This window comes from Solibacillus ferritrahens, assembly GCF_037027585.1.
GTDB lineage: Bacteria > Bacillota > Bacilli > Bacillales_A > Planococcaceae > Solibacillus > Solibacillus ferritrahens.
In genome coordinates, this window is sequence record NZ_JAXCLE010000001.1 from 387,826 (window position 1) to 400,872 (window position 13,047).

Annotated in this window: 13 protein-coding genes and 11 tRNA genes; 6 read left to right on the forward strand and 18 right to left on the reverse strand. The window is 37.2% G+C overall.

The annotated features are described in order from the left end of the window. Positions 1 to 16: 16 nt before the first annotated feature. On the reverse strand, positions 17 to 565 hold the full coding sequence (locus SNE38_RS02000; RefSeq protein WP_336045781.1) for an acyl dehydratase: 549 nt from the start codon (positions 563 to 565) through the stop codon (positions 17 to 19). A 27-nt stretch (positions 566 to 592) separates the two neighbouring features. Then, the gene (locus SNE38_RS02005) at positions 593 to 1,423 is read right to left on the reverse strand and encodes an aldo/keto reductase (RefSeq protein ID WP_336045782.1); all 831 of its coding nucleotides are present in this window, start codon (positions 1,421 to 1,423) and stop codon (positions 593 to 595) included. Positions 1,424 to 1,672: 249 nt separating this feature from the next. On the opposite strand from SNE38_RS02005, the gene SNE38_RS02010 reads away from it, so the two are divergent. Beyond that, on the forward strand, positions 1,673 to 3,289 hold the full coding sequence (locus SNE38_RS02010; RefSeq protein WP_336045783.1) for a long-chain fatty acid--CoA ligase: 1,617 nt from the start codon (positions 1,673 to 1,675) through the stop codon (positions 3,287 to 3,289). A 55-nt stretch (positions 3,290 to 3,344) separates the two neighbouring features. On the opposite strand, the gene SNE38_RS02015 is transcribed toward SNE38_RS02010, so the two are convergent. Beyond that, positions 3,345 to 3,506 (reverse strand): hypothetical protein, encoded by a 162-nt coding sequence (locus SNE38_RS02015; protein WP_191705506.1) that lies wholly within the window; start codon positions 3,504 to 3,506, stop codon positions 3,345 to 3,347. 364 nt (positions 3,507 to 3,870) lie between these two features. Here SNE38_RS02015 and SNE38_RS02020 point away from each other — a divergent pair, with 364 nt between their 5' ends. Together SNE38_RS02020 and SNE38_RS02025 are read left to right on the forward strand one after the other, a co-directional pair. Further along, the gene (locus SNE38_RS02020; protein ID WP_336045784.1) at positions 3,871 to 4,758 is read left to right on the forward strand and encodes a VOC family protein; all 888 of its coding nucleotides are present in this window, start codon (positions 3,871 to 3,873) and stop codon (positions 4,756 to 4,758) included. Between the two features lie 68 nt (positions 4,759 to 4,826). Further along, positions 4,827 to 5,594 (forward strand): sporulation protein, encoded by a 768-nt coding sequence (locus SNE38_RS02025; protein ID WP_336045785.1) that lies wholly within the window; start codon positions 4,827 to 4,829, stop codon positions 5,592 to 5,594. Between the two features lie 40 nt (positions 5,595 to 5,634). On the opposite strand, the gene trmL is transcribed toward SNE38_RS02025, so the two are convergent. Together trmL and queG are read right to left on the reverse strand one after the other, a co-directional pair. Continuing rightward, the gene (gene trmL / locus SNE38_RS02030; protein WP_191699452.1) at positions 5,635 to 6,108 is read right to left on the reverse strand and encodes a tRNA (uridine(34)/cytosine(34)/5-carboxymethylaminomethyluridine(34)-2'-O)-methyltransferase TrmL; all 474 of its coding nucleotides are present in this window, start codon (positions 6,106 to 6,108) and stop codon (positions 5,635 to 5,637) included. 17 nt (positions 6,109 to 6,125) lie between these two features. Further along, positions 6,126 to 7,259 (reverse strand): tRNA epoxyqueuosine(34) reductase QueG, encoded by a 1,134-nt coding sequence (queG, locus tag SNE38_RS02035; protein WP_191705509.1) that lies wholly within the window; start codon positions 7,257 to 7,259, stop codon positions 6,126 to 6,128. A gap of 89 nt (positions 7,260 to 7,348) precedes the next feature. Between queG and SNE38_RS02040 the strand changes: the two genes are divergently transcribed. Together SNE38_RS02040 and SNE38_RS02045 are read left to right on the forward strand one after the other, a co-directional pair. Then, positions 7,349 to 8,038: a B3/B4 domain-containing protein gene (locus tag SNE38_RS02040; RefSeq protein ID WP_336045786.1), complete on the forward strand. Its 690-nt coding sequence runs from the start codon at positions 7,349 to 7,351 to the stop codon at positions 8,036 to 8,038. Positions 8,039 to 8,050: 12 nt separating this feature from the next. Beyond that, entirely contained in the window at positions 8,051 to 8,560 is a 510-nt protein-coding gene (locus SNE38_RS02045; protein WP_191705511.1) for a DIP1984 family protein, read from the forward strand. 224 nt (positions 8,561 to 8,784) lie between these two features. Here SNE38_RS02045 and SNE38_RS02050 read toward each other — a convergent pair whose 3' ends face one another. Next, the gene (locus tag SNE38_RS02050; protein WP_336045787.1) at positions 8,785 to 9,696 is read right to left on the reverse strand and encodes a S66 peptidase family protein; all 912 of its coding nucleotides are present in this window, start codon (positions 9,694 to 9,696) and stop codon (positions 8,785 to 8,787) included. A 129-nt stretch (positions 9,697 to 9,825) separates the two neighbouring features. Here SNE38_RS02050 and SNE38_RS02055 point away from each other — a divergent pair, with 129 nt between their 5' ends. Beyond that, positions 9,826 to 10,707 carry a DMT family transporter gene (locus tag SNE38_RS02055; RefSeq protein WP_336045788.1) on the forward strand — a complete coding sequence of 294 codons (882 nt, stop codon included), beginning with the start codon at positions 9,826 to 9,828 and terminating at the stop codon, positions 10,705 to 10,707. 34 nt (positions 10,708 to 10,741) lie between these two features. Here the strand turns inward: SNE38_RS02055 and nagB are convergent, their stop codons facing one another. The 12 genes from nagB to SNE38_RS02115 all read right to left on the reverse strand — a co-directional run bounded on the left by nagB (position 10,742) and on the right by SNE38_RS02115 (position 13,005). Continuing rightward, positions 10,742 to 11,473 (reverse strand): glucosamine-6-phosphate deaminase, encoded by a 732-nt coding sequence (gene nagB / locus SNE38_RS02060; protein WP_336045789.1) that lies wholly within the window; start codon positions 11,471 to 11,473, stop codon positions 10,742 to 10,744. Between the two features lie 485 nt (positions 11,474 to 11,958). Then, positions 11,959 to 12,040, reverse strand: a tRNA-Leu gene (locus SNE38_RS02065). A gap of 48 nt (positions 12,041 to 12,088) precedes the next feature. Next, positions 12,089 to 12,162: transfer RNA gene (locus SNE38_RS02070), tRNA-Cys, on the reverse strand. Positions 12,163 to 12,166: 4 nt separating this feature from the next. Beyond that, positions 12,167 to 12,241: transfer RNA gene (locus SNE38_RS02075), tRNA-Gly, on the reverse strand. A 10-nt stretch (positions 12,242 to 12,251) separates the two neighbouring features. Then, positions 12,252 to 12,326 (reverse strand) — tRNA-Gln (locus tag SNE38_RS02080). 23 nt (positions 12,327 to 12,349) lie between these two features. Continuing rightward, positions 12,350 to 12,425 (reverse strand) — tRNA-His (locus tag SNE38_RS02085). Between the two features lie 39 nt (positions 12,426 to 12,464). After that, positions 12,465 to 12,540, reverse strand: a tRNA-His gene (locus SNE38_RS02090). 32 nt (positions 12,541 to 12,572) lie between these two features. Beyond that, a tRNA-Trp gene (locus SNE38_RS02095) sits at positions 12,573 to 12,646 on the reverse strand. A 10-nt stretch (positions 12,647 to 12,656) separates the two neighbouring features. Then, positions 12,657 to 12,740: transfer RNA gene (locus SNE38_RS02100), tRNA-Tyr, on the reverse strand. 6 nt (positions 12,741 to 12,746) lie between these two features. Beyond that, positions 12,747 to 12,822 (reverse strand) — tRNA-Thr (locus tag SNE38_RS02105). A 7-nt stretch (positions 12,823 to 12,829) separates the two neighbouring features. Then, a tRNA-Phe gene (locus SNE38_RS02110) sits at positions 12,830 to 12,905 on the reverse strand. A gap of 24 nt (positions 12,906 to 12,929) precedes the next feature. Further along, positions 12,930 to 13,005: transfer RNA gene (locus SNE38_RS02115), tRNA-Asp, on the reverse strand. Between the last annotated feature and the right edge of the window lie 42 nt (positions 13,006 to 13,047).

Consider the following 13,047-nt stretch of genomic DNA (forward strand, 5'->3'; position numbering starts at 1 on the left):
CTACGGACGCATTTTCCTATTTCTTTTCACGTTCTATATAATTCACATCATTTTGTTTGGCCAAATGATAAATTTGGCTTTTTCCATTTGAATGAACTTCTTTTTCTTTAATGATGAACTGGTCTCCTGATTTGGTTGTAAATGTAATATCCCCGGCTTTACTCCCTATAACGTATTCATAAACAATCTCGTCTAATTGATCCCACTGATATTGATGGTCCGTAAAAAAATGGTGTCTTTCTATTTTATCTTGGCTAATCATTAAATAATTCTGTGTAGATAGATACGCAATTAAAACGCTTAACCCAAATAGGAAAATACCCGAGACGTATATTTTCATATTTCTTTTATAGGCAAGAATCCCTAACATTATAATTAATACTAAACATGCTAAAAGTATAAGTCTAAGATTTACAGGATTCGGGATGAATGTTGATGCTCGATTATTATAAGAGAAATACTCCATCTGAAAAATAGGATGAAATATCATTATAAATGGTGCAAAAACAGTAACTGTCACTGCTGCCATTGAAAAAAATAAACTGGGCGAAAAATTTTTAAACATTGCATCACTCCCCTAAGTAATTATATGTTAAAAATCAAATTTGAAATTATCCGGATTTTGCCCAAAGCGCTCGTCGCGATTTAACGCATCTAGTTGCTGCATTGTTTCTTTTGTTAACTCGAAATGATATAGCTCACTATTTTCTTTAATACGTGAAGGTGTCACAGATTTCGGTATTATGATGACATCATTTTGTAAATGCCAGCGTAAAATTATTTGTGCTGGTGTGACATCGTATTCGCGTGCAATGCGTACAATTTTATCATCATTTAATACATTTCCTCGCCCAAGTGGTGACCAGGCTGTTACCGCAATTTGCTCCTGTGCACAATAGTTTCTTAATGACTCTTGGCTTAAATAAGGATGCACTTCAATTTGGTTTACCATTGGGGCAATATTACAACTTGCTAGGATATCTTTTAAATGATGCTCATGGTGGTTAGAGACACCCGGGACACGGATCAGTTTCTCATCATATAAGCGTTCAATTGCCCGGTACGTATCCACAAACTTCTCCTTAACCGGCCAGTGAGTTAAATATAGATCTATGTAATCCATATCAAGCTTTTTTAGCGATTTTTCAAAAGCACGTAACGTGTTATCGTAGCCTTGGTCACTGTTCCAGACTTTTGTTGTCACGAAAATATCCTCACGCGGCACTGAAGAATGTCTAATTGCTTCCCCTACTTCTTCTTCATTGTAGTAAAGTGCTGCTGTATCGACTGCTCGGTACCCTAATTCCAGAGCTGTTGCAATTGCTTGAAGCGTTTCATCCCGGTCAGTCATTTTGTATACACCTAATCCAAGTACAGGCATTTTAACTCCATTGACCAATTCTTTTGTCGTTTGTAAATTCATATCCATCACCTCGGTTTTATATTGTTTTTATTATAGCACTACTGTATTACCATCTAATAATTGTATTTGCAGAAAAAGGGCTATTACAGCTTTGACATTGTTCCCTTTGTTATTTACGTAAACGTCCAGGTTTAGTTTCAAAAATAAGGAAATAATGGTAGATTGTTTCGTTGTTGTTTAGTACAATTTAATTAACAGAAAATTCTTACAATAGAGTTTTTTATAAATTTGTTTAGGAGCTGAATAACTATGATGGACACGCAATTAGTTTTAACAGGATTTTTAAAGCGCGCACAACGGTATTTTCCAAACAAACAAATTATTTCTCGTACTAGCCCCACTATGACACATCGTATTCCATTCAAAGATTATGTAAAAAGAACTCATCGTTTAGCAGATGCCTTAACGAAGCTAGGTATGAAGCGCGGTACGAAAGTTGGTACTTTTGCTTGGAATCATCACCGCCATTTAGAAGCATATTTTGCTATTCCATGCAGTGGTGCAATTCTCCACACAATCAACATCCGATTGGCACCTGAGCATATTATTTATATTATTAATCATGCAGAGGATGAAATTTTACTAATCGATGGTGACCTATTCCCATTAGTAGAGCCAGCTTTAGGCCATTTAAAAACAGTGAAGCATATTATCGTTATGAGTGATGATCCAGTAGCTCCATCATCCAGCTTCCCTAATGTTTACAGCTATGAACAGCTTCTTCAAGAAGCCGATGAAAATTTCGAATTCCCTACAGATTTAGAAGAAAATATGCAGGCAGGGATGTGCTATACATCCGCAACAACAGGCATGCCTAAAGGTGTCATCTATACACATCGGAGTATTGTCTTGCATAGCTTAGCACTCGGTCTTGCGGAGTCCTTTGCGCTAAAAGAAAGTGATATTGCATTACCGGTTGTGCCGATGTTCCATGTAAATGCATGGGGCTTCCCATTTGCTGCGCTTAATTTTGGTGCAAACATTGTACTACCTGGCCCAATGATGACCCCGGGTTTAATTTTGGACTTAATAGAACAAGAGAAAGTTACGATTACAGCAGGTGTTCCGACAATCTGGCTTGGCGCACTTGCAGAACAAGAAAAGCAACCGCGCGATTTATCAACTATCCGTTTAATTATATCTGGAGGCTCAGCTTCACCGAAAGGATTAATTCAAGCCTACAATGAAAAGCTGGGGGTTCCTTACGTAAACGCTTACGGTATGACTGAGACATCACCGCTTGTAAGTATGTCGCATCCTACAACTGAAATGAACAGTTATACGGATGATGAAATGCTAAATATTCGTGTAACGCAAGGCCTAACCGTATCATTAATTGAAACAGAAGTCATAAATGAAAAAGGTCCGGTGCCTTGGGATGGAGAAACTATGGGGGAATTGCGTGTACGCGGACCTTGGATCGTTTCCGAGTATTATAAAGATGACCGGACTAATGAAGCATTCCGCGATGGCTGGCTATATACAGGAGACATTGCAGTATTAACGAAGGAAGGCTATATCAAAATTACAGATCGTACAAAAGACCTTATAAAATCAGGCGGCGAATGGATTTCTTCAGTGGATTTAGAAAATGCGCTCATGTCTCATCCTGATGTTTTTGAAGCAGCAGTCATTGCTGTTCCCCATCCAAAATGGCAAGAAAGACCGTTAGCTTGTGTCGTCTTAAAAGAAGATGCTCATACAACAAAAGAAGAGCTTCTTCAATTTATTGAACATGATTTTGCAAAATGGTGGCTCCCAGACGATATCGTATTCTTAAAGGAAATACCAAAAACATCGGTAGGTAAGTTTTTAAAAGCAAAACTAAGAGAAGAATTAAACGACTACGAAGTTCAAACAAGTTAAAAATAAGACATAAAAGGTGTGCCTAAATTTTTACCTAGGCACACCTTAAGTTCATTTATTTCTCTTCGTCTTCATCATCAAATTGCTGCGGATCTGCAATACGATCAGATTCTTCCAATTGGCCTCCGTCACGCATATTTTCCATCTGCTTGCCGAGATTTTTTAAATCTTCCATTGAATTGGCCATATTTCCATTTACAATCTCATCTTTTTTCATCTAAATCCCTCCATATTTTAATTTTATATTTTTCCAATTTTGAACTATTTCTGACATAATTAAATTTTTCATACAGATAATTTGTGCTATACTAAAAAAAGAGATAATTAGAAACATGAGGAGGATACTTCCATGAAATTAATTTTAATTCTTGGTGTTTGCATCGCATTCTTAACAGCAATTTTCACTGCTGGTTATGATAGCAAACCATTCTCAAAAGAAAACTAATCCTATTAGCTTTTCATTAAAAGACAATCGTAATCATGCGATTGTCTTTTTAATTTGACTTTTTTCTTTTTATAAAATATATTAGTTACATAAAGTAAGTTGATTATAAAAAATAACTATATAGGGAGAATTTTAAATGCCTACACATTTTCATAAAAAACCAAACTTATATCCAGCTCATGTTCAATTAAAAGTTTCAAACTTAAAACGTTCGATTGAATACTACACTACGATTATCGGATTTAAAGTCCTACAGCAAACAGAGTCGGAAGCATATTTAACAACAGATGGCCAAACGAGCTTAGTTTCTCTAGTCGAAGTACAAAATGCTCTGCCTCTTAAACAAGGGTTTGCAGGTTTATACCACTTAGCATTACTATTACCCTCCCGCAAGGACTTAGGAAACATCGTACAGCATTTTGTGGATTTAAATGTTCGCCTTGGAGCAGCAGATCATGACGTATCGGAAGCACTCTATTTAAATGATCCAGATGGGAATGGAATCGAAATCTACATAGACCGCGATGAAACGGAATGGACATGGAATGAACATGAACAAGTGCATATGGTGACAGATCAGCTTAATTTCCAACCTATTTTAGAAGCTGCAGACGGAAAATGGGATGGTTTACCTGTTGATACGGTAATGGGTCATATTCACTTATCAGTAGTAAATCTAGACAAATCAGAACAATTTTATACAAATGTATTAGATTATAATGTCGTAACGCGTTATGGTGCACAGGCTCTGTTCGTATCTACAGGAAAGTATCATCACCATTTCGGTATGAATACGTGGAACAGCAATAATGGACATACGCCACTAGAGAATATGGTTGGCTTAAATTCATTTACTGTTGTATTAAAAGACGAGCAATATGCAGATGAAGTTAAGCAAAGTTTAATAGACAATAATTTCGTCGTTGAGAACTTTGCTGAAGCACCTGCATATGGCGGTAAACAACTATTCTCTACAGTCGATCCTAATGGTCTACGTATCGTGTTTACAGCAGACGGAGAATAAAATATTTTGAAACTTTCTTTTCACTCCAGCGTATAAATTATTAATTAACATACAATGGAGGAATTTTATTGTCACTATTTAATAAAGTTTTAGCAAGTGTAGGAATCGGTTCTGCTAAAGTTGATACAAAATTACACAAATCTTCTTATACATTAAACGAAAATGTAACAGGTATCGTAGCAATTACTGGAGGAAGTACTGAACAACAAATTGATGCTATCTATTTATCTCTTTATACAAATTACATTCGCGAAATTGATGTTAAAAAAATTAATGATCAGGCTATGCTATCCCAATTTAAACTAAATGAGCCGTTCATAATTCAAGCAAATGAAAAGCGTGAAATCCCCTTTTCATTTGCTTTACCTACCGTAGTCCCAATAACTATAGGTAATTCCCGAGTATGGATTCAAACTGGATTAGACATAAAAAATGCAGTGGACTCGAAGGATAAAGACTTTATTGATATAAAGCCATCCCCTCTAGCAAATAGCGTATTATCAGCAATTCAAAACTTAGGTTTTCGTTTACGTAAAGTAGATAATGAGCAAGCGCCATCTTATTTGCGCAGGCAAACACCGATTGTACAGGAATTTGAATTTAAACCTACTAATCAAACGTATCGCCGGTATCTAGATGAACTCGAATTGGTCTTTTTAGGTCACACACATAACTCAGTTGAAATTTTACTGCAGGTTGACCGACGTGCGCGCGGGCTTGGTGGATTTTTATCAGAAGCTTTCGATATGGATGAAAGTTTCATTCGCCTTACGTTATTTGAAAATGATAATTTGTCGGCAAAACTTTCACACGCAATAGAAGCAAAAATGAAATGATAAAAGGCAAGAAGCAGATTAATATGCTTCTTGCCTATTTTTATTTTAAACCTGGATAATTTTGTTGTCTTAAAGCTTCATAAATAACGATTGCCGCTGTGTTTGATAAATTCAGTGAGCGAATATGGTCACTTTGTGGAATGCGTAGGCACATATCGGCACGTTCCTTTGCAAACTCTTTCGGTAAACCTGTCGTTTCTCTTCCGAACATAAAGTAGATATCACGTGACGTATCACTAAAATCATGAGTTGTAAAAGGCTCATCACTATAAGTCTCAATTAAATATAAATCTCCATTTTTGCTGTACTCAATAAACTCTTCTAAAGAATCATGATAAACAACATTAACATGCTCCCAATAATCCAATCCCGCACGTTTTAACATTTTATCGTCTGTCGAAAATCCCAACGGACGAATTAAATGTAATGATGTATTCGTTCCAGCACATGTACGTGCGATATTTCCTGTATTTGCCGGTATTTCCGGTTGGTATAAAACAATATGGTTTGGCACTTCAAAATCCTTCTCTCTTATTGATTTAACATTGCTAACCCTTTTTCTATTTCTGCCAGCACTTCTTCATCTTGCTCTGTTTTTTTTGCCGCCAATAAAATTTCCTCGGCTTCATTTGTTCCGATTTTTCCAATTGCCCATGCGGCTGTCCCTCTTAATACCGGGCGTTCGTCTTTTTGCAGCACTTGAATGATATCAGGCATTGCCGATTCTTCTTTAAAGTGGGCTAATGCTAATATGGCATTGCGCTGAATTGGCTTTTTTCCGCGCCATGAACCAGAAACATGACCAAATTTAGATTTAAATTCTTTATTGGAGATTGATAAAAGAGGCTGAAGTAAAGGTTTTGCGATTTCAGGGTCCGGTTTGAATTCTTCATGAATCCAATTTAGCTTTCCTTTGTTTTTCGGACATACTGTTTGGCATGTATCACAGCCGTACAAGCGATTCCCTATTTTACTACGAAATTCATCAGGTAAAAACCCTTTTGTTTGTGTTAAAAAGGCAATACATCGCTGTGAGTTCAGCTGACCTGGTGCTACAATTGCACCCGTTGGACAGACATCGATGCATAAATTACAGTCTCCACATTCATCTTCTATCGGTGTATCAGGAGCAAAAGGTATATTTGTCATTATCTCACCTAAATATACGTAAGAACCAAACTCAGGTGTAATAATAGAACAATTTTTCCCGCTCCACCCGATTCCTGCACGCTCTGCTACAGCACGATCGACGAGTTCCCCTGTATCGACCATCGATTTCACCTTAACATTCGGTACTCTTTCTTGTAGCCATGCTTCAATAAGCTGCAAGCGCTCACGCACTGCTGTATGATAATCCACTCCCCACGAAGCACGACAAAAGATTCCACGGCGTTCTCCCTTTTTTCCCTGTGGAGCATCCTGCATTCGAGAAGGGTAGGCAATTGCAATTGCAATAATGCTTTCCGCATCCTCTAATAATTTTAGCGGCTCTGTACGAAGCTCAATATTCGATTCTTCAAATCCTGATTGAAAACCTAATTGTTGCTGTCGTCGTAAACGGTTTTTCAGTTCATGAAACGGAGCAGCGGTTGTAAATCCGATTTTATCTACCCCAATAGAAGTTGCGTATTTAATTAATTCTTCTTGAAGTTGAGATACTTTCATTTCACTTGCTCCTTTCAAATGATACAATGAATACAAGTTATTTTATATTACATAATTATCCAATATCAAAATTCAAGTAGGTGCTTTAATTGAATATCTCTATTAATGACTCACTCTTTACAGTGAATGAACAATTTAAAATTGGCCTTATCCATTATAGCAAAATTATCGTAGAGGAATCTCCTCAAATGATTAAAGGTCGCACACAGCTATATCAGGAAAATTTATTTTTAGAATTACAGGAAAAACCTGTTACTGAGCGAACTGGAATTAAAGAATGGCGCCAGCTTTGGAAATCTTATGGTACAGATCCAAACCGTTACCGGCACTCTGCCGAAAGCTTAATGCGACGTATCGCTAAACAGCAATATTTAACACCGTTTCATACAGCGGTAGATTTGAATAATTTCTTTTCATTGCAATATGAGATTCCGGTCGGCATATATGATTTGGATGGTATTCAAGGAAATGTTGAAATAAAAATAGGCAATGCATCGACAGGCTATGAAGGAATAAACGGTCGTTACAACACATTGGAAAATATCATTTATTTAAAGGATACGTTCGGTCCATTCGGTAGCCCATATGTAGATTCAAAGCGAACTGCGGTTACAGAGGTAACGACAAATGCACTGCAAATCTTTTTTTTACGTCCATCAATTAGTGAACAAGAAGCACATAAGTTATTAAATAGTGCAGGAAATATGTTTACGCAAATAAGCGGTGGCGAATTTGAGACGCATGTCCTTTCAACGGAGAATAAAAAAATTCATTTTTAAGGAGCTGATAGTGTGAGCATTAATTTAGCAGAGGCTGTAAAACTTAAGAGCGTTATTATGAAGAAAATTCAAGAACGTACATTTGCTGTGAATCAACTAACACATGTTATTATTGAAAAAGGTGAACAACCAAAAAGGCCCGATTATACACTCGAAATGCTTGAAGCTGAATTAAAACAACTACGTTATGACTCTCGTAAGCTAGATTCATTAATTTACCGTGCAAATATTGAAAATGTAATTGTATTTAAAGACGAGGAAATGCCCATTGTAGAAGCGATCGAACTTGCTAGCCAATTACGTGCAGAAGCTGCATTATGTAAAAGCTTGGGTTCTGAAGAAAAAGAAGCATTTTACCATAATTCTGGCGAAGCCATTCTTTACCGTGTAGCACTGTATGATCCGATGACATATCGTAATCGCGCGAACGAGCTGGAAAAGGAAGCACATCGCCTTTCCAATTTAATTAACGCTAAAAACTATCAAGTGGAAATTGAATTTAATGATAGTAATTACTTCTAATCCTAGAGCGGTGAGACTCCAATCTAGGTAATAACGAGCGATTTTTGCTTAGGCAATTTAAAGAAACCATTCACCTTTTACCTGTTACAAAGTTACCTTTCACTAATGACCAACTATTGTAAAAGCTAACAACAAACTAATTTGTGTATTTTCGTCGCTCGTTATTAAAAGACACCTGCTCACTTATTTCGTGAAAAGGTGTCTTTGTTATAGATTTCTCGGAATTATTCTACTCCCGGTAAAATTCGCAATGTTTTTTCATCCGCATCTAAAATAGCTTCTACTCCTAATGGTATTGCAATATTCGGTTCGCAATGACCAAATTTAAATCCCGCTACTGCTGGCTTGTTCAAAGGCTTTATATACCCTTCTATAACGTTTAATACATCATCATAGCTATATTCACTGTTAAGCATATTGAAATCGCCTATTAGGAATCCTGCAGCAAGCTCAAGCTTTCTGGAGAGACGTAATTGATTTAATGATAAATCAATTTGTTCAATCGATTCACCGATATCCTCGATTAGAAGAATCTTATTTCGAACATCAATTTCAAATTTTGTTCCAAGTGTACTAACAATACGATTCAGATTACCACCAGTTAACTCACCACGTACAACGCCAGGTACGAGTGTACGAAGTGGTGAAATGCTTTCTGTATACTGAATTTCAATTGGTTGGAATAATTGCTGAAACATCTTTTTCGATAATAAATCGAGTTCCCCTTTTGAACTAGTTAACATAGGACCATGGAATGTAACGACATTCGAAAACTCATTTACTTGCGTATGTAGTGCAGTAACGTCTGAAAAGCCCCAAATGATTTTTGGATTGTCCTCGATTAACGGGTAGCTAATTTTATCAATAATACGAGAAATTCCATAGCCACCTTTTACTAAAAAGACTGCTTTCACTTCCGGATCATGAATCATTTGGTGAAAATCTTCTAGTCGTTCCTCGTCTGTACCTGCTAAATAGCCATCATAGGCTTGGATTGTATTGCCTAGCTTATATTTCAAACCAAGCTCGTCCAAAATTGCTAATTTGTCCCCTAAAGATTCTATATTAAGCGGGCTGCTTAAATTTACTAATCCTACTGTATCTCCATGCTGTAATCTTGCTGGTCGTATTTTCATGTAATTGACCTCCTTTTGCTTCTGTCGTTATTGTATCATAGCGTTTTATGTAAAGCGCATTGCAAATTCCACGGTCTTATCCCTATAATAGATAAAATTATTTTTCCAATATTAAGGGGATGCTATTTAATGAAATATCCACCACAACTACTTCTCATATTAGCTACTTTATTATGGGGTGGTAACTTTGTAATTGGTCGTGCAGTTGCAGGAGAAATTCCTCCTATAACACTGGCATTTTTACGCTGGGTTGTTGCCTTTGCTGTATTTTTCCCCATTGCATACCAACGGACAAGGAAGGAATGGAATACACTGAAGCAAAATTGGGGTGCCGTCATTATGTTAGCTTTGACAGGAGTCGCTTCATTCAATACGCTCGTTTATATTGGTTTGTATGATACAACATCAATCAATGCATCTTTAATGAACTCTTCCACGCCTATAGTTATATACATATTAAGCTTTATCTTTTTAAAAGAACGGTTAACTAAGTATCAATTAGCCGGTACAATGCTTTCTTTAATTGGCGTGCTGTTTATTATTTCCGGGGGCTCATTACAAAGCTTAATTGGCTTTTCATTTAATAAAGGAGATTTGATTGTACTAGTTGCAGTGTGTTGTTGGAGTATTTATTCATTACTTATTAAGAAGTACGCTGGCAGGCTCCCTGGCTATTCTACATTTTTAGTAACAATTGCTATAGGTGCGTTAATGCTGCTCCCATTTACCTTATTTGAACTACTTACTACATCACACACTATTGTATGGAGCACTACTACTATTGGAGCTATTTTTTATGTTGGGGTCATTGCATCGATTGTGGCATTTCTTAGTTGGAATACAGGCGTTGTAGCATTAGGAGTGAACAAGGCAGGAATTTACTTAAACTTTATCCCTCTATTTGCTAGCATCTTTGCAGTAATCTTTTTAAATGAAAAGCTACTACTTGCACAATTAATCGGCGGGGTAACCATAATTGTTGGGGTATTTATTTCATCTATAAAAAAGTAAATTAAAAGGAGTGCATCATCAGCACTCCTTTTAATTATTCTACTCCTGTATAAATGACAGTTACGTCTGGATGATAGTTTAATACACTTGCTGGGAAGTCTTCTGTCACTTCTCCACTACGAAGACGATCAAATGCTTCTTGCTTCGCTGCACCTGCAATTAGTAAGACAATCTTTTTTGATTTCATAATTGTTTTAATACCCATAGTAATTGCATGTGTCGGTACATCATTAATTGAGTCAAAGTAAATTTTATTCGCTTCACGTGTCGACTCAGCTAGCTCTATAACATTTGTCCCTAAATCAAATGGCGTTCCTGGCTCATTAAAGCCAATATGTCCATTAACACCAATACCTAAAAGCTGAATATCAATATTCCCCGCTTCTTCAATCATTGCATCATAATCCATTGCTGCTTTTTCAATATTTGCCGCATTACCTGTTGGTAAGTAAATATTTTCCTGCTTCATATCAATATGATTAAATAAGTTCTGGTCCATATAGTAATGGTAACTTGCCTCATTTGATGGATTAATACCAATATATTCGTCCAAGTTAAAAGACTTAGCCTGAGCAAAGGAAATATTCCCTTCCTTGTATATTGATACTAGTTCTTTATAAAACCCTTCAGGTGTACTTCCAGTTGCCATCCCAAAAACAGTTTGACTATTTCCCTTTAACTGCTCTACAAAAATACCTGCAGCAATTTTACTCATTTCATCATAATCTGTGGCTTCAATCCAATTTAAATTTGTTACCGCATTCATTCAATTCCCTACTTCCTAAGCTTATATAATTCAATTAAAGTAAACTTCATTTTAAATACCTTACATCATTACGTTAATCTTATAGCATATTTTTTTAATATGCTATATAAAACAGTGCACATTTCCTTTTAAAAAATACGATTTAACTTCAATTGTACCCATATAATTAATTAATATGTTAGGAATGAATTTCAAGCGGGAAAAAGGCAGTTCATTATAAACTAGTACTTATTTGCATAATAAACCATATTTAAAAATACGACTGAAATATATAATGCAATGAATAGTGATAACACTTGAAAGGCAGACAAGTTTAGAGGTGATATAAGCACCTATTCTTCTAATTTTTATTGTTAGTTCTAAGTAAATTGTAAATTAATATAACCATTGAATATTTTAGAGCCATAACGAACGAAAACACCATCAAAGCCTGTTTTTAAGGCTTTGATGGTGTTTTAATAGTTGTTCTAACTTGAACAAAATGATACCGATAGCCGGGGTCGAACCGGCACTCCAGAAGGAACCGGATTTTGAGTCCGGCGCGTCTGCCAATTCCGCCATATCGGCAAAATAAAAAAAGGTAAAAAAAAACCGGGTTTACCGATTAATTAAATATGGAGGCGGCAACCGGATTTGAACCGGTGATAAAGGTGTTGCAGACCTGTGCCTTACCACTTGGCTATGCCGCCATATTGGAGCGGAAGACGAGGTTCGAACTCGCGACCCCCACCTTGGCAAGGTGGTGTTCTACCACTGAACTACTTCCGCAAAAAAAAAATGGCTGGGGAACCTGGATTCGAACCAGGGCATGACGGAATCAAAATCCGTTGCCTTACCGCTTGGCTATACCCCAAAGCTTTTAAATATTATATATAATGGGGCGACTGATGGGAATCGAACCCACGAATGCCTGAACCACAATCAGGTGCGTTAACCACTTCGCCACAACCGCCACTATATTATAATTTTAACTCTTAAACCTAAATAAAAATGGGGCGACTGATGGGAATCGAACCCACGAATGCCTGAACCACAATCAGGTGCGTTAACCACTTCGCCACAACCGCCACTATATTATTTGTAAGTTTTTTGAATTTATTGGCAGGGGCAGTAGGAATCGAACCCACACTGACGGTTTTGGAGACCGTAGTTCTACCTTTAAACTATGCCCCTATTAAAAGGATGGTGGAGGGGGACGGATTCGAACCGCCGAACCCTAAGGAGCGGATTTACAGTCCGCCGCGTTTAGCCACTTCGCTACCCCTCCAGGTAATGGTGCCGGCGAAAGGAGTCGAACCCTCGACCTACTGATTACAAGTCAGTTGCTCTACCAACTGAGCTACACCGGCAAAAATATGGTGGGTTTGGACGGAATCGAACCGCCGACACTTAGAGCTTCAATCTAATGCTCTACCAACTGAGCTACAAACCCATATTATATGTAGTATTTTAAAAATGGCGGTCCCGACCGGGATCGAACCGGCGATCTCCTGCGTGACAGGCAGGCATGTTAACCGCTACACCACGGGACCATTTGGTTGCGGGGACAGGACTTGAACCTGTGACCTTCGGGT

Excerpts from the sequence above, each read along its gene's own strand:
- SNE38_RS02000 (WP_336045781.1), bottom strand. The coding sequence starts at position 565 with ATGTTTAAAAATTTTTCGCCCAGTTTATTTTTTTCAATGGCAGCAGTG.
- SNE38_RS02005 (WP_336045782.1), bottom strand. The coding sequence starts at position 1,423 with ATGAATTTACAAACGACAAAAGAATTGGTCAATGGAGTTAAAATGCCT.
- SNE38_RS02010 (WP_336045783.1), top strand. The coding sequence starts at position 1,673 with ATGATGGACACGCAATTAGTTTTAACAGGATTTTTAAAGCGCGCACAA.
- SNE38_RS02015 (WP_191705506.1), bottom strand. The coding sequence starts at position 3,506 with ATGAAAAAAGATGAGATTGTAAATGGAAATATGGCCAATTCAATGGAA.
- SNE38_RS02020 (WP_336045784.1), top strand. The coding sequence starts at position 3,871 with ATGCCTACACATTTTCATAAAAAACCAAACTTATATCCAGCTCATGTT.
- queG (WP_191705509.1), bottom strand. The coding sequence starts at position 7,259 with ATGAAAGTATCTCAACTTCAAGAAGAATTAATTAAATACGCAACTTCT.
- SNE38_RS02050 (WP_336045787.1), bottom strand. The coding sequence starts at position 9,696 with ATGAAAATACGACCAGCAAGATTACAGCATGGAGATACAGTAGGATTA.
- SNE38_RS02055 (WP_336045788.1), top strand. The coding sequence starts at position 9,826 with ATGAAATATCCACCACAACTACTTCTCATATTAGCTACTTTATTATGG.
- nagB (WP_336045789.1), bottom strand. The coding sequence starts at position 11,473 with ATGAATGCGGTAACAAATTTAAATTGGATTGAAGCCACAGATTATGAT.